This is a genomic window from Agrococcus sp. GW821-FHT14H11, from assembly GCF_058803545.1.
In genome coordinates this window covers 26,295-46,823 of the sequence record NZ_JBXAPA010000011.1, presented here as the reverse complement: position 1 = coordinate 46,823, position 20,529 = coordinate 26,295, and the positions used below count along the sequence as shown (strand labels likewise).

General features: G+C 72.5%; 12 protein-coding genes. 6 read left to right on the top strand and 6 right to left on the bottom strand.

All coding sequences use genetic code 11. The features are described from left to right. Positions 1–2: 2 nt before the first annotated feature. From AC1RNL_RS12135 to AC1RNL_RS12110, 6 genes are all read left to right on the top strand, one after another. Complete coding sequence (locus tag AC1RNL_RS12135) at positions 3–509, top strand: HNH endonuclease (protein WP_310124510.1); 507 nt, start codon at positions 3–5, stop codon at positions 507–509. A gap of 93 nt (positions 510–602) precedes the next feature. After that, positions 603–4,454 (top strand): multifunctional oxoglutarate decarboxylase/oxoglutarate dehydrogenase thiamine pyrophosphate-binding subunit/dihydrolipoyllysine-residue succinyltransferase subunit, encoded by a 3,852-nt coding sequence (locus AC1RNL_RS12130; RefSeq protein ID WP_492935372.1) that lies wholly within the window; start codon positions 603–605, stop codon positions 4,452–4,454. Between the two features lie 136 nt (positions 4,455–4,590). Next, complete coding sequence (locus tag AC1RNL_RS12125; RefSeq protein ID WP_492935371.1) at positions 4,591–6,126, top strand: sugar transferase; 1,536 nt, start codon at positions 4,591–4,593, stop codon at positions 6,124–6,126. An 11-nt stretch (positions 6,127–6,137) separates the two neighbouring features. Beyond that, entirely contained in the window at positions 6,138–7,289 is a 1,152-nt protein-coding gene (locus AC1RNL_RS12120; protein ID WP_492935370.1) for a glycosyltransferase, read from the top strand. A gap of 20 nt (positions 7,290–7,309) precedes the next feature. Beyond that, on the top strand, positions 7,310–8,644 hold the full coding sequence (locus AC1RNL_RS12115) for a tyrosine-protein kinase domain-containing protein (RefSeq protein ID WP_492935369.1): 1,335 nt from the start codon (positions 7,310–7,312) through the stop codon (positions 8,642–8,644). A gap of 2 nt (positions 8,645–8,646) precedes the next feature. After that, complete coding sequence (locus AC1RNL_RS12110) at positions 8,647–9,810, top strand: glycosyltransferase (RefSeq protein WP_492935390.1); 1,164 nt, start codon at positions 8,647–8,649, stop codon at positions 9,808–9,810. Between the two features lie 1,182 nt (positions 9,811–10,992). Here AC1RNL_RS12110 and AC1RNL_RS12105 read toward each other — a convergent pair. From AC1RNL_RS12105 to AC1RNL_RS12080, 6 genes are all read right to left on the bottom strand, one after another. Continuing rightward, on the bottom strand, positions 10,993–12,342 hold the full coding sequence (locus AC1RNL_RS12105; protein WP_492935368.1) for a lipopolysaccharide biosynthesis protein: 1,350 nt from the start codon (positions 12,340–12,342) through the stop codon (positions 10,993–10,995). Continuing rightward, entirely contained in the window at positions 12,339–13,481 is a 1,143-nt protein-coding gene (locus AC1RNL_RS12100) for a glycosyltransferase (RefSeq protein ID WP_492935367.1), read from the bottom strand. Before AC1RNL_RS12100 ends, AC1RNL_RS12105 begins: the two co-directional genes overlap by 4 nt. 24 nt (positions 13,482–13,505) lie before the next feature. Then, on the bottom strand, positions 13,506–17,987 hold the full coding sequence (locus tag AC1RNL_RS12095; RefSeq protein WP_364196066.1) for a PKD domain-containing protein: 4,482 nt from the start codon (positions 17,985–17,987) through the stop codon (positions 13,506–13,508). Between the two features lie 136 nt (positions 17,988–18,123). Then, the gene (locus AC1RNL_RS12090; protein WP_492935366.1) at positions 18,124–18,834 is read right to left on the bottom strand and encodes a hypothetical protein; all 711 of its coding nucleotides are present in this window, start codon (positions 18,832–18,834) and stop codon (positions 18,124–18,126) included. Positions 18,835–18,858: 24 nt separating this feature from the next. Beyond that, entirely contained in the window at positions 18,859–19,785 is a 927-nt protein-coding gene (locus AC1RNL_RS12085) for a glycosyltransferase (protein ID WP_400529845.1), read from the bottom strand. Further along, a complete protein-coding gene (locus AC1RNL_RS12080; RefSeq protein ID WP_128188481.1) occupies positions 19,775–20,506 on the bottom strand; it encodes a CDP-alcohol phosphatidyltransferase family protein in 732 nt (243 codons plus the stop codon). The genes AC1RNL_RS12085 and AC1RNL_RS12080 overlap by 11 nt, the downstream gene beginning before the upstream one ends. Positions 20,507–20,529: the final 23 nt, after the last annotated feature.

The following is a 20,529-nucleotide window of genomic DNA, read 5'->3' as shown; positions in this document are numbered from 1 at the left end:
CGATGACCGCGCAGGTGGTGGTGCTCAACGCGACGCTCGAGCCGATCGGCGTCGCCTCGCTGCAGCGCGCCGTCGCGTTCATCGTCAAGGAGCGGGCGCAGATCATGCTCGCCGCCGACGGCACGATCCGGTCGAACTCCCTCGAGCTGCCCGTGCCGCGCGTCGTGGTCTTCAACGAGTACGTGCAGATCCCCCACACCCGGCTGTACGACCGCATGCCGTGGAGCAGGCGGGGCGTGCTCGACCGCGACCGCCGCCGCTGCGCCTACTGCGAAGGGCCGGGCGCGACGATCGACCACATCCACCCCGCCTCGCGCGGCGGCGCATCGACGTGGCTCAACACCATCACGGCGTGCGTGGCGTGCAACGGCGCGAAGGGCGACCGCACGCCGAGCGAGGCCGGCATGCCGCTGCGCTTCGAGCCGCGCGTCGTCTGGCGACGCGAGGTCATGCTGCTCGCCGTCGAGGCCGCCGGCGTCGACCTCACGGAGCTCGGCCTGCGGCACTGAGCGCGGCCGCGGCGCGACTATGCTGGAGGGCGATGTCGCCGCGGACTGCCTGCGGCATGCCCGAGAAGAACATCGGAAGAGGCGATCGATACCGTGTCCAGCCCGGCGGACGACAGTGACTTCGGAGCGAACGAGTGGCTCGTCGAGGAGCAGTACCAGCTCTTCGTGAAGGACAGGGGGTCGGTCGCCCAGTCGTGGTGGCCCATCCTCGAGCGGTACGCCGCGCAGCGTGACGGCGGCGGTGCCGCCACCGGCATGAGCGAGGCGCCGAAGGCTGCGACCGCGACCGCCACGGCAGAGCCGCCGAAGCCCGCGCCGGCGACGGACGCTCCCGCCGCTCCCGCCGCGACGCCCGCTCCGCCGAAGCAGCCCGCGCCGCCGCGGAAGCCCGTCCGTGCCGAGTCGCGCCCCGACCAGCCCGTCGACTCGGGCGAGGGCCAGCGCAACCAGGACGCGCCGCAGGAGAACACCGAGGGCCAGGCCGACACGCCCGCCCCCGCGAAGGCCGACGGCGGCATCGTCGCGCGCACGACGCGCCAGGCGGCGCGACCGAAGCCCGTGCCCGCCGACGCGCCGACCGCGAGCGACAAGCAGGCGGCCAAGGAGGCGAAGCCGACCGAGGAGCCGGTCGTCACGACCCTGCGCGGCATGCCGAAGTCGCTCGCCGCCAACATGGACAAGTCGCTGTCGGTGCCGACCGCGACGAGCGTGCGCACCGTGCCGGCGAAGCTGATGATCGACCAGCGCATCGTCATCAACAACCACCTGCGCCGCACGCGCGGCGGCAAGGTCTCGTTCACCCACATCATCGGCTACGCCCTCGTGCAGGCGCTCAAGGCCTTCCCGAGCCAGAACGTCTACTACGACGAGATCGACGGCAAGCCCGCGATGGTCGCGCCGCCGCACATCAACCTCGGCATCGCGATCGACATGCCGAAGCCCGACGGCTCGCGCGCGCTGCTCGTGCCGAGCATCAAGAGCTGCGAAACCATGGACTTCTCGGAGTTCGTGGGCGCGTACGAGGCGCTCGTCAAGAAGGCGCGGGCCAACAAGCTCGAGGCCGGCGACTTCGCCGGCACCACCATCTCGCTCACGAACCCGGGCGGCATCGGCACCGTGCACTCGGTGCCGCGCCTCATGCAGGGCCAGGGCGCCATCATCGGCGTCGGCGCGCTCGACTACCCGGCGGAGTTCATGGGCTCGAGCCCCGAGCGGCTCGCCGCGGCGGGCATCGGCAAGACGGTCACGATGACCTCGACCTACGACCACCGCGTGATCCAGGGCGCAGGCTCGGGCGAGTTCCTGAAGATCGTGCACGGGCTGCTCGTGGGCGAGCAGGACTTCTACCGCGGCATCTTCGCCGACCTGCGCATCCCCTACGAGCCGATCAAGTGGTCGACCGACGTCTCCGTGCGCGCCGCCGACGAGCTCTCGAAGCAGACGCGCGTCGCGCAGCTCATCAACTCGTTCCGCGTGCGCGGCCACCTCATGGCCGACATCGACCCGCTCGAGTACGTGCAGCGCACCCACCCCGACCTCGAGATCGAGCAGCACGGCCTGTCGTTCTGGGACCTCGACCGCGAGTTCGTCACCGGCGGCTTCGGCGGCAAGCGCTCGGCGCTGCTGCGCGACATCCTCGGCGTGCTGCGCGACACCTACTGCCGCACCATCGGCATCGAGTACATGCACATCGCCGACCCGGCGCAGCGCCAGTGGTTCCAGAGCCACCTCGAGGTGCCGTACGTCAAGCCCACGCACGACGAGCAGATGCGCATCCTGCGCAAGCTCAACGAGGCAGAGGCGTTCGAGACGTTCCTGCAGACGAAGTACGTGGGCCAGAAGCGCTTCTCGCTCGAGGGCGCCGAGTCGATGATCGCGTTCCTCGACGCCGTGCTCGCCGGCAGCGCCGAGGCGGGCCTCGAGGAGGTCGCGATCGGCATGCCGCACCGCGGCCGCCTCAACGTGCTCACCTCGATCGCGGGCAAGACCTACGGGCAGGTGTTCCAGGAGTTCGAGGGCGCCGCCGTGTTCCAGGGCTCCGGCGACGTGAAGTACCACCTGGGCAACCAGGGCGAGTTCACCGCGGCCGACGGCTCGACCGTGCCCGTCTACCTCGCCGCCAACCCCTCGCACCTCGAGGCGGTCAACGGCGTGCTCGAGGGCATCGTCCGCGCAAAGCAGGACCGCATCGGCGACGGCGAGCACTCGGTGCTGCCGATCCTCGTGCACGGCGATGCGGCGAACGCCGGCCAGGGTGTGGTCTTCGAGACGCACCAGCTGTCGCAGCTGCGGGCGTACCAGACCGGCGGCACCATCCACCTGGTCGTCAACAACCAGCTCGGCTTCACGACCCCGCCGAGCGAGTCGCGCTCCTCGACCTACGCGACCGACATCGCGAAGTCGATCCACGCGCCCGTGCTGCACGTGAACGGCGACGACCCCGAGGCCGTCGTGCGGGTCGCCGAGCTCGCGTTCCAGTACCGCCAGGAGTTCAAGCGCGACATCGTCGTCGACCTCATCTGCTACCGCCGCCGCGGGCACAACGAGGGCGACGACCCCACCATGACGCAGCCGCTCATGTACTCGCTCATCGAGGCCAAGCGCTCGGTGCGCACGCTCTACGCCGAGAACCTCGTCGGCCGCGGCGACATCACGAAGGACGAGTACGAGGCGGCGCAGGCCGACTTCCAGGGCAAGCTCGAGCAGGCGTTCATGGAGACGCACGCCGCGGCGACCGGCTCGATGCCCATCGTCACGCCGCACGCCGAGCAGGCGGTCGCGGGCGAGCCCGAGACGACCGGTGTCGACGCATCCGTCATCGCCGCCATCGGCGACGCGCACGGCAACGCTCCCGAGTCGTTCACGGTGCACCCGAAGGTCAAGCAGGTGCTCGACAAGCGCGTCAAGGCGAGTCGCGAGGGGGGCGTCGACTGGGCGTTCGGCGAGCTGCTCGCGCTCGGCTCGCTGCTGCTCGAGGGCACGCCGGTGCGCATGTCGGGCCAGGACACGCGTCGCGGCACGTTCGTGCAGCGGCACGCGGTCATGCACGACCGGCACAACGGCCAGGAGTGGCTGCCGCTCGCGAACCTCGGCGAGCAGCAGGGGCGCCTGTCGATCTACGACTCGCTGCTGAGCGAGTACGCGGCGATGGCGTTCGAGTACGGCTACTCTGTCGAGCGGCCCGACGCGCTCGTGCTGTGGGAGGCGCAGTTCGGCGACTTCGCCAACGGCGCGCAGATCGTGATCGACGAGTTCCTCGCCTCGGCCGAGCAGAAGTGGAACCAGCAGTCGTCGCTCGTGCTGCTGCTGCCGCACGGCTACGAGGGCGCCGGCCCCGACCACTCCTCGGCCCGCATCGAGCGGTTCCTGCAGCTGTCGGCCGAGAACAACATGACGATCGCCCGGCCGTCGACGCCCGCGAACCACTTCCACCTGCTGCGCCGCCAGGCGTACGCGCGTCCGCGCCGCCCGCTCGTGGTCTTCACGCCGAAGGCCATGCTGCGCCTGCGCGACGCGACGAGCGCGGTCGAGGACTTCACGAGCGGCCGCTTCCAGCCGGTGATCGACAACCAGCAGGTGCAGGACGCGGGCGCCGTCACGCGCGTGCTGCTGCACTCGGGCAAGATCCACTACGACCTGAAGGCCGAGCTCGCCAAGCGCGGTCGCAGCGACATCGCGCTCGTGCGGGTCGAGCAGCTCTACCCGCTGCCGGTGGACGAGATCAACGCCGCCGTCGACCGCTACCCGAACGCGCAGCTCGTCTGGGTGCAGGAGGAGCCGCTCAACCAGGGCGCGTGGCCGTTCGTGCACCTCGCGCTCCCCCGCCACCTGCACGGCCGCACGCTCAAGGTGGTCGGCCGCGCCGCATCCGCGAGCCCCGCGACGGGCTCCGCGAAGCGCTCGTCGCAGGAGCTGCAGGCGATCCTGGAGTCCTCGCTCGGCTGAGCATCCTTCGGCTGAGCAACGCCTCAGCGCCGCCTGACGATCCCCGCATGAGTCCGCTCATGCGGGGATCGTCGCTTGCCGCCCCCTCGACGCCGCGCATACTGTGTTCTAGAACGCTGTTATTGCAATCGAGCGGGTGGTGCAGGTGGTGCAGGTGCAGGGAGCGGCCGCTCCGCTCGGAGCCCGCGCGCGAGCGGTCGGGATCACGCTCCCCGGGGCGCAGTCGCCCCGGGCGACCAGCACCCTGACCCGCCGGCTGCAGTGGGAGCGGCGCAGCCGCACCCGCCTCGTGATCGCCGACACTGCCGTCGTGCTCGCCGCGACCCTGCTCGTCGCGCTCGGCGGCCTCGACACCGCCGCCATCGAGGTCGCCGCCTGGCCCGTGGAGCCGGCCCTCGCGGCGCCCCTCGCGACCATGGTCGCGTGGCTCGTCGCACTCGCGGCCTTCCACTCCCGTGACTCCGCGATCCTCGGCGGCGGCGCGACCGAGTACCGCCGCGTCGCCCACGCGACCGGCATCGCGTTCGCCGTGCTCGCGGCCGCTGCGCTCGTCGTCGAGTGGCCGGAGCTGCGGCTGCAGCTGCTGCTCGCGCTGCCGATCGGCCTCGTCGGCCTGCTCATCAGCCGCTGGCAGTGGCGGCGCTGGCTGCTCGCCCGGCGCCGCGAGGGCGAGTGGGCGTCGCGCACCATCATCATCGGCGACCGCGACGAGGTCCAGTACGTGCTCGAGCGGCTCGGCGGCACCCGCGACCTCGCGTACCGGGTGGTGGGCGCCGCGGTCACGGGCGACCCCGGCGACCCGCTCGAGCTCGACGGCCGGCCGGTGCCGGTGCTCACCTCGAAGGCCTCGCTCGCCGAGAGCGCGGAGCGGATGGGCGCCGACACCGTCATCCTCGCGGCGAAGCCGGACGCCGATCCCGAGTACCTGACGCGCGTCAGCAGGCAGCTGGAGGGGACGTGCGCCGAGCTCGTGCTCTTCAGCAGGCTCACCGACGTCGCCGGCCCCCGGATCTCGTTCCGGCCCGTCGACGGCCTGCCGCTCATCCAGGTGCGCATCCCCACGTTCGACGGCGGCCGCCACGTGCTGAAACGCGCGCTCGACATCGTCGTCGCGACCTGCGCGCTGCTCGCGATCGCCGTACTCGCGGTGCCGATCGCGATCGCCATCCGGCTCGACTCCCCCGGCCCGGTGCTGTTCCGCCAGCAGCGGGTGGGCCGCGACGGCCGCACGTTCGGCATGCTGAAGTTCCGCACCATGCACATCGACGCCGAGCAGCAGCTCGAGGCCCTCCGGGCGCAGAACGAGGGCGCCGGGCCGCTGTTCAAGCTGCGCAGCGACCCCCGAGTCACGCGTGTGGGCGCCGTGCTGCGCAAGTACTCCCTCGACGAGCTGCCGCAGTTCTGGAACGCGCTGAAGGGCGACATGAGCGTCGTCGGGCCGCGGCCGCCGCTGCCCGGCGAGGTCACCGCCTACGACGGCACCGTCATGCGCCGGCTCTACCTGAAGCCCGGCATCACCGGCCTCTGGCAGATCAGCGGGCGCAGCGACCTCTCGTGGGACGAGAGCGTGCGGCTCGACCTGCGCTACGTCGAGAACTGGTCGGTCATGCAGGACCTCATGATCATGGTCAAGACCGCCCGGGTGATGGTGCGCCCGGCCGGCGCGTACTGAGGCGGCCCCCGATGCGCATCGCGATGCTCGGCACCCGGGGCGTCCCCGCCGCCTACGGCGGCTTCGAGACGGCCGTCGAGGAGATCGGCTCGCGGCTGGCCGGGCGCGGGCACGAAGTCACCGTCTACGGCGACCGCGCGCATCCACGGCTCGACGAGCACCTCGGCATGCGCCTCGTGCACGTGCCGTCGCTGCCGGTGAAGCAGCTCGAGACCCTCAGCCGCACCGGGTTCGCGACGCTGCACGCGATCGCCGGCCCGCCGCCCGATGCCGCGTTCGTCTTCAACGCCGCGAACGCGCCGTACGTCTCGCTCCTGCGCGCCCGCGGCATCCCCGTCGCGGTGCACGTCGACGGGCTCGAGTGGCGGCGCGCGAAGTGGGGCGGCGCGGGCCGCGCCTACTACCGCTGGGCCGAGTCCCGCTCGGTGCGCACCGCCGACGCGCTCATCGCCGACGCGCCAGGCATCGCCGACTACTACCTCCGCGAGTTCCGGGTGCCGACCGAGCTCATCCGCTACGGCGCGCCCGTGCTGCACCGCTGCTCGACCGCACCGCTCAGGGCGCTGGGGCTCGATGCCGAGCGCTTCCACCTCGCCGTCGCGCGCTTCGAGCCCGAGAACCACGTGCTCGAGATCGTCGAGGGCTACCGGCGCAGCAGCGCGCGGCTGCCGCTCGCGGTGGTGGGATCCGCGCCCTACAGCGCCGACTACACGCGCGCGGTGCGTGACGCGGCCGCCGGTGACGACCGCATCCGGCTCCTCGGCGGCGTCTGGGATCAGGAGCTGCTCGACGCGCTCTACGCCCACGCCTACACCTACGTGCACGGGCATTCGGTCGGCGGCACGAACCCGTCGCTGCTGCGCGCGATGGGCGCCGGCACCGCGACGATCGCCTTCGACGTCGACTTCAACCGCGAGGTGCTCGCCGACGACGCGTGGACCTTCCGTGACCCCGAGCAGCTGGCCGCGGCGCTCGCGCGGGCGGAGGCCGACGAGCCGCTCGTCATCGCCCGGGGCCTCCGCGCCCGCGACCGCGCTGCACGCGCCTTCCGCTGGGAGGACGTCGCCGACGAGTACGAGCGGCTGGCCGAGGAGCTCGCGACGGGCGCGTCGATGCACGGCTTGGGCCGGACAGCCAGGAGGACGGTGCAGAATGCGAGGTGAGGCTCTGAGAGGGGGTCGCGTTGACGCTCCACGAGTACGCCGCAGCGCTGCGGAAGCACTGGCTGGTGATCGTGCTGCTCGCGGCGCTCGGAGCCGGGGCCGGGTGGGGCGTCTCGCAGCTCATGCCTGAGCGCTTCCGTGCCGAGACGACCGTCATGATCATCCCGGCGCGCGGCGACTCGACGACCGAGCTCGTGCAGGGCTCGAACTACGTGCAGAGCCTCGTGGAGACGTACACCGTGCTCGCGCGCTCCCCCGTGGTGCTCGAGCCCGTCATCGAGCAGATGGGGCTCGACGAGACCGCCGCGCGGCTCGCCGCCCGCACCGACGTCGACGCGCCGCTCAACACCGTCGTGATCGAGATCGGGGTGTCGGATGCGTCGGGCGAGCGCGCGAGGGACGTCGCCGACGCGATCGCCGTCGAGTTCGCGGACGCCGTCGCCGCGACCTCGCCGGAGGGCGCGGACGGCGAGCCCGCCGTGCGCGTGTCGGTGATCGCCCCCGCGCGCACGCCGCTCGCCGCGATCGCGCCCAACACGCGGCTCAACACCGTGCTCGGCGGCGGCGCGGGCCTCGTGCTCGGCGTGCTCGCCGCGCTCGGGCTGCGCCTGTTCGGCAGCCGGATGGGCACGGTCGAGGAGCTCCAGGAGGTGCTGGGCGAGACGCCGGTGCTCGGCACCGTCGGCCGCGCCGGCGCGGGCGGCGTCGCCGCGTCGCTGCGCGACCATCCCGGCGGACGCGTCGCCGAGACGCTCCGGCACACGACCGCCGCCTTGAAGTTCGTCGACATGGATCAGTCGCGGCGGGTGCTGCTCGTCTCGAGCGCCGCCGCAGGCGAGGGCAAGTCGTCGCTGAGCGTCGGCCTCGCGCTCACGCTCGCGGATGTCGGGCACCGGGTGCTGCTGGTCGAGGCCGACCTGCGGCGGCCGACGCTCGCCGAGACGACCGGCGTCGAGGGCGCGGTGGGACTGACGACCGTGCTCGTCGGCGACGCGACGCTCGTCGAGGCCGCGCAGCAGTGGGGCCACGCCCGGCTCTCGGTGCTGCCGAGCGGTCCGAAGCCGCCGAACCCCGGGCAGCTGTTCACGAGCGGCAGGCTGCGCGGCGTCATCGAGCAGGCGCGCGCCGCCTACGAGTACGTGATCATCGACGCGCCGCCCGTGCTCGCGGTGAGCGACGCGCTCTGGCTCGCGCCCGCCGCGGACGCCTCCATCCTCGTCGCGCGCGCCGACCGCACGAAGCGCGCGACCCTGCTGCGCGCGATCGCGGCGCTCGACGCGACGCCGGCGACGGTGCTCGGCGTGGTCCTGAACGCCGTCACGCTCTCGCGGAGCCCGTACGACAGCACGTCGTGAGCATGCCCACCTGCCTGTTCGCGCATCCGGGGGCCGAGCTGTTCGGCTCCGACCGGATGCTGCTCGAGAGCGTCGTCGCCGCCCGCGAGCAGGGCTGGCGGTGCGTGGTCGCGCTCCCCGAGCACGGCCCGCTCGTCGATGCGCTCCTCGGGGCGGGGGCGACGATCGTGATCGCGCCCTCGCTCGTGCTGCGGAAGGCGCTGCTGCGGCCGAACGGATGGCCGGCGCTCGTGCGCTCGACCCTCCGCGGCACCGCGGCGGCATGGCGGATCGTCGCTCGCGCTCGGCCGGACGCCGTGTACGTCAACACCATCACGATCCCCCTCTGGCCCGTGGTCGCCCGCCTGCGGCGCGTGCCCTCGATCAGCCACGTGCACGAGGCCGAGGCGTCGGGCTCGCGGCTGGTGAACGCGCTGCTCTATGCGCCGCACCTGCTGTCGCGCCGCGTGCTCGCGAACAGCGCGTTCAGCCTGCGGACGATCGCCGCGAGCCTGCCCGCGCTCGCCCGCAGGGCCGTCGTCGTCGCGAACGGCGTCGCCGCCCCGGCCGACCCCGCTCCCCCGCGCGCCCGCCTCGACGGCCCGCTGCGCGTGCTCTACCTCGGCCGGCTCTCGCCGCGCAAGGGGCCGCAGGTGCTCGTCGCCGCCGCACGGCTCCTGCGCGAGCGCGGCGTCGCCGCGCACGTGGGACTGCTCGGCTCGGCCTTCGCCGGCTACGAGTGGTTCGAGGACGAGCTGCGCGCCTCCGTGCGCGAGGCGGGGCTCGGCGACGCCGTCGCGTTCCACGGGTTCCACGATGACGTCTGGGCGTTCGTCGACGCCTGCGACGTGCTCGTCGTGCCGAGCACCATCGACGAGCCGTTCGGCAACACCGCGGTCGAGGGGATCCTGGCGCTCCGGCCGGTGGTCGCGAGCGACACGAGCGGGCTGCGCGAGGCCGCCGGCGGCTACCCGACCGCGACGCTCGTGCCGCCGGGCGACGCCACGGCCCTCGCGGACGCGCTCGCGGGGATCGTCGAGCGCTGGGACGAGGTCGTCAGCGGCGTCGCGGCGAGCGCGGCCCAGGCCCAGCGACGCCATGCGCCTGCCGCCTACCGTGCGACGGTCTCCGAGGCACTGCGCGCGGCAGCGCAGGCAGCAGCACCGCGAGGGCGAGCGGGAGCGTGACCATCGCGCTTGCGAACGGGCTGAAGGCCACGTCCCACACGCTCCTGATCGCCAGGAACAGCGCGACCGCCGAGATCGCGCCGCTCGCGATCCCGTGGCCAGCCGAGGCCACGACCGCGAGCAGCACGCACAGCGCCAGTGCCGCGCCGGCGAGGCCGTAGATCAGCCAGAGGTCGCCGAGCACGGAATGCACCTCGAGCCCGTTGCCGAACATGTAGTTGTGCACGTAGCCGTTGTCCGGGTCGTAGCCGAGCGCCCACATGCCCTCCGCGCCCAGGCGACGCTCGTCGTAGGTCACGAGGGCTCCCGAGCCGTAGCCGAGCGGCCGTTCGGCGATGAGCGACGCGGCGGCGCCCATCTCGGGGCGCCCTCCCACGATCGCGGTGCCGGATCGGTCGATCTGCAGCTCGGTGCGAGCGCGCGCCGCATCGCCCAGCACCCCCTCGAGGATCGCGGCCTGCACGGCGAAGTAGCCCGCGATGGCGATGACGCCGAGCCGCGCGATCGCGCCCCACGCGCTCCGCGCCCGGAGCACTCCGCCCCGTCCGCGCCGCTCGAGCAGGACGATGGCGGCCGCGATGACGAGCATCGCCGCGAGCGATCGCGAGTCGGCGAGGGCGGAGACGGCGGCCAGCGCGCCCAGGCTCAGGAGCTGCCGGCCCGTACTCGCCCACACCCATGGCAGGCTGAGGACGATCAGCGTCACCGGCACCGAGAACGAGAACTTCCAGACGTTGTCGAGGTTCACCCCCGTCACCGCGAGCGACGCGAGGCTGCCCAGCCCGAAGACGAGCACCAGCCGCTGCAGCCCGAGCACCGACCGCGCCCAGAGCAGGCTGGCGAGCACGAGCGGCAGCGCCAGCACGCGCACGGTCTGGACGGTCCGGAGCGCGTCGCTCACGGCCACGGTCCCGGAGCGCGCTTCGGTGATGATCGCCCCGCTGAGGGCGGCGAGCAGGGCGAGCGCCGCGAGCACGGCGGCTCCGCGGTGCCGCAGCAGGAGTCCGGCCGTCATCGGCAGGATCGCGATCGAGATGAGGAAGCTGATGGGCACGTCGGGCGAGAACCTGTAGCGGATCGCGATGGCGAAGACCACCAGCCCGGCGACCGCGAGCTCGGCGGTCGCGCGCCGTCGGGAGTCGGTCGCGTCGACGCGCGTCCTCGTCTCCAGTGCGTGGGCCATCACTGCGCCGTCTGGGCGGCGCGGCGGTCTCGGAGGTCGCGCGCCACGTAGGAGACGTTCGGCAGCACCTGGCAGACGACGACCGCCGCGGTCACCGCGATCACGCTGCCCGCAGCGCCGAGCACGGGGATGAGCCAGAGCGACATCCCGAGCCCGATCGGGATCATCATCAGCGTGGGCACCACCTGGAACCGCAGACCGCGCGCATCCGTCATGTACATGCCCAGCGGATACTTCGCCGCCTGCGCGGCGACGAACAGCACGAACGCCGCCAGCAGCAGCGGGTCGAGCGTCAGCTTCCCAGCAGACACGAGCTCGACGAGCCACGGCGCGAGCACGGCGACACCGCCGCCGAGCACCAGCCCTCCGCCGAGGAACCAGAGCGCGACGCTGCGCGGCGAGTCCACGCGATCCGCGGCGCGGGCGCGCGCGAAGATCGGCCACAGGGCGAGTCCCGCGGCTGCGATGGTCTGCAGGGCGATGCCGAAGAGCTGGGATGCGAGGTTGTAGTCCGCGAGCTCCTCGGCGCCGTCGAGGTGGCTGATGAGGATGCGCGCGGTGTGCATCGTCGCCGGCAGCGCGAGCATCTGCACGAGCATCGGGAGCGCGAGGTGCATGACCGGCACGCTCGGGGCCTGGCGGAGATGCGGCACCTCGCGTGCGGCGGCGCCAAGCTGCGGCGAGACGATGCGCGCCGCGACCACGAGGCTCGTGGAGGCGACCGCGGCGCTCGCCATGTAGGCGAAGACCGCCAGCTGCTGGCCGGCGGGGACGCCGAGCAGCGCGCACCCGCCGATGAACACCAGGATGAGCGGGGCGGTCAGCGCCTGCGTGAAGATCTGCGTCGTGTTGCGCCCGAGCCCGACCAGCAGGCGAGCGCCGATCGTCAGCGGCAGCGTCAGGCCGAAGATCGCCATGCACGCGGCCGCCACCCAGCCGCCGCCGGACATGAGCCCGGGGCCGAGGATCGCGGGCCACGCGTCGAACGCGCCCAGCAGCAAGGAGGCGGCCGCGATGATGCCGCCCGCGACGAGCAGGATGCGCAGCGCGCTCGTGATGGTGCGCCGCAGCAGCGCGTCCCGGCGCGGATCCTCCGACTCGGCTGCCGCGTTGATCAGCACGGCGGCGATGCCGAGGTCCGCGAAGGGCAGCAGCGCCGGGAGGCTCGCCAGCAGTCCGTACTGCGCGTACGCCTCGACGCCGAATCCGTCGAGGATGATGCGGCTGGTGACGAGGCCGACGATGCCGGTGAGCGCCATGACGACCACCTTCGCGGCTGCCGCCGAGCCGACCTGGTGCCACCGGCCCCGCGTGCGCCGCGCCGGCCGCGCGCGAGTCGCGCCGATCATCGCAGGCCCTCGTACATCCAGTCCTGCGCAGCTCGTCTCCCGTCCGCCGCCGGGAGGTCCGTGACCACGCCCTCCGGTGTCCGAGCGCTCGTGAGGGCACGCACGAGCGCCGCCGCCAGCGCGTCATGCGCGTCTGCCGGCACGACCTCGTGCCCGTGCTGCTGCAGCCAGCTCGCGAGCCCGGTCTCGCTCGTCGTCACCACGATGCACCCGGAGGCGAGGGCCTCGACGATCGGCAGCCCGACCTGCTCTCGCCAGAGCGGCGTGCGCCGAGAGGGCAGCACCAGGACCTTGCTGCGCTCGAGCGTCTCGAAGATGCTGGCGCGGGGCGGGTCGAGCCGCACGACGACGCGGTCGTCGGCCGCCGCCAGCGCCATGGCGGCTGCCGCCCCGGATCCGCGCCCGAGGATGGCCAGCCGCGCCTCGGGCAGCGCGGCTCGGACCGCAGGCCAGACGTCGAGCACTGCGGGGAAGCCCTTGCGCTCCGCCATGTCGCCGAGGAACACCAGGTGCGGCGGGCGCGGCACCGACGCCGGCGCGACGAGCCTCGACACGGGCAGCGCGGGAATCACGCGGTGCTCCGGCCATCGCGCGGGGAACGCCGAGCGGTACACCTGCTCCGAGAGGGCTGTGCCGAACGCGATGCGGTCGAGCACGCGCCATACGATCGGCTGCAGCGGCGCGAGCAGCGCATGCCGCAGTCGTGCCCTGAGCGGCAGGTTGGCGACTGCCTCCGCGAGCGGCATGGCCTCGATCGCGTACGTCACGACGCGAGCCGGACGCTCCCCGCGCACGAGCGAGCGGATGCGGTTGCCCAGCACGGCGCTGAGCGTGCGCAGCGACGCGGCGGCCATGAGCGGCTCACTCACCTCGATGACCGCCACCGGGTGCGACAGCGTCCACCGCAGGGTCCCGAGCGCGCCGGCCCGCTGCACGTCGAGCGCGGCGGCGAGCGCGCGGTCGAAGTCGTAGCGCCGCGCGCGGAACAGGATCGTGACCCGGCGGTCACCGGCGAGCCGCTCGAGGTGCGCCGTGCGCACCTCGTCGTACAGCTGCAGTGCGCGACCTTCGACTGCCTCGACCGCATCAGCCGTCGACAAGGCTCCGGTCGTCGCCGCGTGCTCGCTGTGCGCTGCCATCGGATCGGCCTCGTGACGGCCGGCTCATCCCCCGAGGGCGGGGTCGGAGACGGTGATGCTGTCGAAGGCGACTGCGCCGCCGCCTGGGTTGTTCGGCACGTAGGTGAACACCGACACCGCACCCGCCGTCTGCAGCGCTGCGAGCGAGTTCGTGCCCTCGCGCATCCAGCCCGGCTCCGCCTGACCGACCTCCCACAGCTTCGCCCGCACTGTGGTGGGCGACGTGCCCGTCACCTCCATGCTGAACGCGTACTGCTCCCCCGGCACGATCGTGATCGGCACCTGCAGCATCGGCGCGATCGCCGTCGCCCCGTCCTGCAGCAGGTACAGCCGCACACCGCCATCGGCCTGCAGCCGCAGTCTCGCGATGTAGTTCGTCGAGCCCACCCGGCGACCCACCAGCGAGACGTACTGCGCCTCAACCAGCGAATCCACGCTGAACACCGCATCGATCCGCGTGCTCGCGCTCGACACCCCGTTCAGATCCGCGTACACCGTCTGCGACGTCGACGCCGGGATCGTCATCCGACCCTCGCCATCCGCCACCGAGAACCGGCTCGCCGTCCCCCGCAGGGACCACGGCCCGCCGACATCCGCAGTGCCCCAGCCGTTCGACACCGTCCGGTCGAACCCATCCTGCGCCAGCACACCCGCACCCGGCTCGGCGACCGTGATGGACCGTTCCGCGGTCGCGGTCGCGCCGTCGTCGTCCGTCACGCGCAGCCGCACGGGATAGCTGCCGGCGGCGGAGAACTCGTGCGTCGCGGTGGCGCCGCCCTCGACGAACCCGCTGCCGAAGTCCCACGCGTACGACTCGATGGAGCCGTCGGGGTCGGAGGAGCCGGAGGCGTCCACCGACACGACCAGGCCCGAGCTCGAGCTCGTGAAGGACGCCGTGGGCGCGACGTTCGGCGCCGGTGCGCCGCCGGCGGGGTCGGAGACGGTGATGCTGTCGAAGGCGACTGCGCCGCCGCCTGGGTTGTTCGGCACGTAGGTGAACACCGACACCGCACCCGCCGTCTGCAGCGCTGCGAGCGAGTTCGTGCCCTCGCGCATCCAGCCCGGCTCCGCCTGACCGACCTCCCACAGCTTCGCCCGCACTGTGGTGGGCGACGTGCCCGTCACCTCCATGCTGAACGCGTACTGCTCCCCCGGCACGATCGTGATCGGCACCTGCAGCATCGGCGCGATCGCCGTCGCCCCGTCCTGCAGCAGGTACAGCCGCACACCGCCATCGGCCTGCAGCCGCAGTCTCGCGATGTAGTTCGTCGAGCCCACCCGGCGACCCACCAGCGAGACGTACTGCGCCTCAACCAGCGAATCCACGCTGAACACCGCATCGATCCGCGTGCTCGCGCTCGACACCCCGTTCAGATCCGCGTACACCGTCTGCGACGTCGACGCCGGGATCGTCATCCGACCCTCGCCATCCGCCACCGAGAACCGGCTCGCCGTCCCCCGCAGGGACCACGGCCCGCCGACATCCGCAGTGCCCCAGCCGTTCGACACCGTCCGGTCGAACCCATCCTGCGCCAGCACACCCGCACCCGGCTCGATGACCGTCACGCTCTGCTCGTCGACGTCCGTCGCGCCGTCGTCATCGGTGACGCGCAGCCGCACGGGATAGGTCCCCGCCGAGCCGAACTCATGCGAGGCGGTCGCGGCGCCTGCGGCGAAGCCGGCGCCGAAGTCCCACTCGTACGATGCCACCGAGCCGTCCGGGTCGGACGAGGACGAGCCGTCCACCGAGACCTCCAGGCCCTGCGACTGGATGGTGAACGACGCGCTCGGCGCCGCGTTCGGCACCGGCTCCACCGTCACCTGGGTGGTGGCGGTGCCGGTGGCGCCGTCGTCGTCCGTCACCGTCAGGGTGACGTCGTACGTGCCGGCCGTCGAGTAGGTCTTCGTCACCGACGCCCCGGTGCCCGTCGAGCCGTCGCCGAAGCTCCAGGCGTAGGACACCACCGTGCCGTCGGCGTCGGTGGCGGAGCCGCTGAAGCCCACCTGCAGCCCGTCGACCGAGGGCGTGCCGATCGCGGCGCTCGGGGGCGTGTTGGGGGCGACGCCCGTCGTGCCCGCCTCGTAGTGCGCCTGGACGCGGTCCGCGGAGAGCGGCCGGTCGTAGATCGCGACCTCGTCGAGCAGGCCTTCGAACTGCCTCGATCCCGGCGCGCTGGTCCACGAGTTCAGGTTGTCGTTGGCGATGCGCCAGTAGCCCTGGTACGCCTGCGCGGATGTGACGTCGTTCCGCTGCGCGCGCAGCTGCCCATCGACGTACAGCCGCATGCCCTCGCTGCCGAGGGTCGCCACCGCGTGGTGCCACTCGCCGTCCCGGTAGGTGCCCGGTGTGGTGATGACCTGTACGGACCCGGGGTACACGCCGAAGAGCAGCTGACCGGCGTTGTTCATGTAGAGGTGCCGGTCGTAGGAGGTGGACGAGCCGGTCCGCGCGTTGCCGAATCCGACGAGCTTTCCTCCGCTCGTCGTGCTGGTGCGGAACCATGTCTCGATGGAGAAGCGCTGAGGGCCCGCGATGCGCGTCGTCGACCCGCCGCTGCCGTCGTTCTGCGAGTTCGTGGTCGCCGTGTTGAAGCGGATCGCGGCATCGGCGTCGGAGGCCAGCGCACCCGGTTCGCCGTACGTCATGCGGCCGCTCAGCTGCATGTCGGAGCCGCCGAAGAGGTCGACGGAGGAGCCGCTCGCCTCGCCGAGGCGCCACATGCTGACGACGTCGTCCTGCGCAACGCTCTCGAGGTAGGCGGAGATGGCTCCGCTCGACACCGTCGCGGTCGCCCACTCCGAGCGGAAGACATTCCCACCCGGATCGCGCGCCACGACGCGTACCTGATGCGTCGACCCCGGCTCGAGGCCGGAGATCAGTGTGCGCACAGTCTGGACGTCCCAGAACTTGTTCGACATGGTCTGCTCGCCCACGAGGCCGGCGGTCGTCTCCGAGTCGAGGTACACGCGGTAGGTCAGCGCCTGGTCGTCGCGATCGAAGATCGTCGGGAACGAGACCCGGAGCGAGCCGGGGATGACGGCGCTGACAGACGGCGTCCACCAGGCGTTCGGAGTGATGCCGGCCGCGATGGCGAGCCGATCCTGATCCTGCGAGAGGCGCGGCCCCTGGTTGTCCGGCGCATTCTGGCGCAGGGTGTAGCGCACGAGCCCCTGCTGCGTAGCGCCGTTCACCCGGGGGAACTCGCCGCCGTAGACCAGGTACTGGTCGTTGCCGTCGAGTGCCCAGACCGCCTGGTTCTTGCCGGTGAACGTGCCGATGTCCGTCTGCGGGTACCAGTTGAGGATCTCCGGGCGTGGGCGGCCAGGGTGGTCGGGGTAGCCGTAGATGTCGGGCGTGTTGGCGCCGTGGACCTCGGTGGTGACCGCGGTCGAGTGGTAGAAGGTCCACGGATCGGACTGCGGGAATCCGCCGCTGTTGCCGCAGTAGTGCTTGTGGCTGGCCATGTACACCTGGCCGGCGACCGCAGCCGCGTCGTAGGTGTCGCCGTGGCAGTCCTCGATCCAGACCATCTCGCCGTCCGACCAGCGCGCCTGGAACGCGCCCTCCATGTTGCCGCCGCGGCCGTAGTGCCAGCCGACGCCGTAGAAGTTGACGCCGTCGGTGCTCAGCTTCGTGACGCCCGAGTTGTCGCCCGCGTTGCGCACGATCGAGTTCACGGGCAGCGGCAGCTGCGCGCCGGTGGAGGCGTCGACCATGGACAGCCCGTACCCTGGCTCGCTCTGCCCGCCGGCGACCGAGGTGAAGTTGCCCGAGAGCATCACCTTCGTCGCGTCGGGTCCGACCGCGAGCGCCTGCACCATGCCGTTGTCGACGATGGGGCGGAACGGCAGCACCGCGCCGTTGGAGGCGTTGACCGCGCCGATGCGCGCCCGGGCACTGCCGTTGACGGCGCTGAAGTAGCCGCCCACGTAGACGGTCGAGTTGGTCGCCGCCACGGACTGCGTGGTGCCGTTGATGTTCGGCACCACCGTGGTGCTGAGTGTGTGGCCGGGCAGGTCGAAGACGGCGATGCGATTGCGCGTCTGGCCGTTGACCGCGGTGAACGCGCCCACGACGTAGAGCCGCCTGCCGTCGGGGGAGACCGCGATGTCGTTGACCCGTCCGTTGAAGGAGGGCGCGAAGGACGTGACCTGACCGGTCTGCACGTCGAACGCGAGGAAGTTGCTGCGGGGGATGAGATTGGTGCCGGGGGCCGCGCCTGCCGGGCGGGCGTTCGAGAACTGTCCTCCGGCGTAGGCGATGTTGCCCGCGACGTGCACGTCCCACACCACGCCTTGGTCGATCTGCACCGTCGGCAACGCGTCGGCGGACATGCTCGCCTCGTGGGGCAGTGCCGACGCCTCGAGCGCTGCAGGCTCGATGACCGGATCGGCCGCCACGGCCGCGCTCGGTGCGCTGACCAGGATCGCGGCGCCGACCGCGATCGCTCCGACGGCGGCGACGTGCGTGCGGATCAGCGTGCGGATCGGTGTCGAGGTGCGCATGTGACGTTCCTGTCCTCAGTGCCAGCGGACCGCATCCCATGACACCGTCCAGTAACGGCGTTATCGTACGCCCGGCCATGGACCGCGGAGGGCTTCCGCGCTGAGACTGCGGGAATCCTGAGGTCTCGCGCGCGGCTCAGCGCGCGGCGCCCTCGAAGAGCACCACGGGCTCACCCGCCTGCAGCACCACCTCGATGCCGATGAGGCCGCGCTGGTCGTGCGGCACCGTGAAGAGGTAGACGCCCGAGCTCGAGCCGCCTGCCGGTATCGACGCGGGGAACGCTCGGCCGCCGGGCTCCCGGATCTCGTTCGCCGGCAGCCGGTCCTCGCCGATGTAGAGGTTGACCACGACGACGGGCGTCGGGAACGGATCGTCGCCCGTGTTCGTCGCCTCGACGGTGACTCGGATCGCCGGTCCGGCGATCTCGCCGGCGATGTTGGCCTCGCCGTCGACCGACTCGAGCGACGCCAGCTCCAGCTCGACGTCGGCGGTAGGCTCGACGACCGCGTCCAGCGGCACCGGCGCGAGCGTCTCGGTCGGCAGGGATCCGGGAGGCGACCCCGGGTGCGCCGTCGCACCCGCGGAGGTCGCGGGCGCCGACGGGAGCGCGCTCGGTGCCGCGGAGCCCGACGGCGTCGGTGTCGACGTGGGCGCAGTCGACGGCAGCGATGTCGAGGTGCCGGGCGTCGACGACGGCGAGCCGCTCGCCGTGCCCGGCTGCTCGGCGTCGCCCGCCCCGCTCGCGCTGAGGACGCCCCAGAGCACGAGCCCGACGACCGTCACCCCGCCCAGCACGAGCGCGGCTCGGCCGCGAGGCGTCGACGCACTCCGCTGCTCGCTCGTCATGGGCACACTGTACGTGCGGCGGGTTCAGCGCACGCCAGCCGATTCGCGCACGATTCGCCGAGCATCAACCACGCCTCGCAACGCGGCGCGCACCGGCGCCGGCGACCGCAGCAGCTGTCGGCGCCCGCTTCTGCCGAGCACCTCCCATGCCGCGCCCAGCACGCCGCGCCGCCATCGCCGCACGCCCTGCGCATCCAGGTGCTTGACCGCGAACAGCATGCGGTTGCGGATGTTGTAGTACGTGTAGACGCTCGACTTGCCGCGCCCGAGCTGACCACGCTCGCGGTGAGTGCCGCCCTCGTCGTGCACCGCGACGGCGTCCTCGACGACGCGGAGCCGGCCGCCGCGCTCCACGAGGCGCCGCGACAGGTCCACGTCCTCCCAGTAGAGGAAGTAGTCCTCGTCGAACCCGCCGACGAGCTCCCACGCCTCCTCCGGGATCCACAGGCACGCGCCGCTCAGCCACTCCCAGCGCTCGGCGTCGGCGTGCGCGGCGCGGCGTGCGCGGCCCCGGGTCGCACCATCGGCGACATAGAGATCGGATCCGGCCGACCACGTGCCGCCCTGCGGATCGCGGATCACGGGCGCGAGCACCGCGAGCCCGTCCGCGTCGGCGGCCGCGCGCAGCGCAGCGACCGCGGCCGACTCGATCTGCGCATCCGGGTTCAGCACGAGCAGGTCGCGGGCTCCGAGCGCGCGGGCCCTGGCGACGCCGCAGTTGACGCCGCCGCCGAAGCCCAGGTTGCGCTCCGGCGTCACGACCTGCCAGCCGTGCCGCTGCGCGAGCGCCAGGACCCGCTCCCGCTCATCGGAGGACGAGAGGTTGTCGACGACCACCACCAGCTCGGGCGCGACGCTCCGGGCCGAGGCGACCAGGTGCTCGGAGAGCAGCCCGGACGACGCGTAGCTGACGACGACGATCGCGAGCGGACGCCGAGGCTCAGCCGACATGGCGCATCTCACGGAACCACTTGACCGCCGCCAGCGCCAGGAAGGCCGTCTGCAGCAGGAGCAGCAGCGCGTACGCGGGGAGGAAGAGGGCGGGCCATCCCCACAGCACCATCAGCCAGCACACGACGCCGAAGTCGGTCGGCAGCAGCAGCATCGAGCGCCCGAGCGAGCCTCCGCCGCGCGCGTGGGTCGACGGCACACCCCTCGCACCGCGCAGCAGGTCGTTGAGGATCATGCCGAAGAAGGTGACGGTCGCGACCACCGAGAACGCGATCGGCAGCAGCAGCACCGGCTCCGGGAGCCCGGGCGCGCCTCGGTAGAGCCCGACGAGCAGCGCCAGGTGCAGCGAGGCGATCTTGAGCGCGTCCACGAAGTGGTCGAGCCACTCCCCCGCGAGCGAGCCGCCGCCGCGCAGGCGCGCCACCTGGCCGTCGGCGGAGTCCCACGCATATCCGAGGGCGAGCAGGACCGCCGCGACGATGCCGGTCCAAGACTCGACGGGCGCGACGGCGAGCAGCGCGATGGCGGCGAAGGTGTGCACCGCGCTGATGGCGGTGACCTGGTTCGGCGTCAGGCCGGCGGCGTGGGCCGCGGCGGCCAACGCACGGCCGATCCGGCGGTTGACGTACACCGAGTAGGCGGGCGCTCCCCTGGCGTGCCCCTTCTGCGCCGAGGACAGGCGCGCGTGCGCGGCGCGGATGCCGAGCGTCGCTCCAGTCATGGCTCGCCCTCCACCCTCGTCGC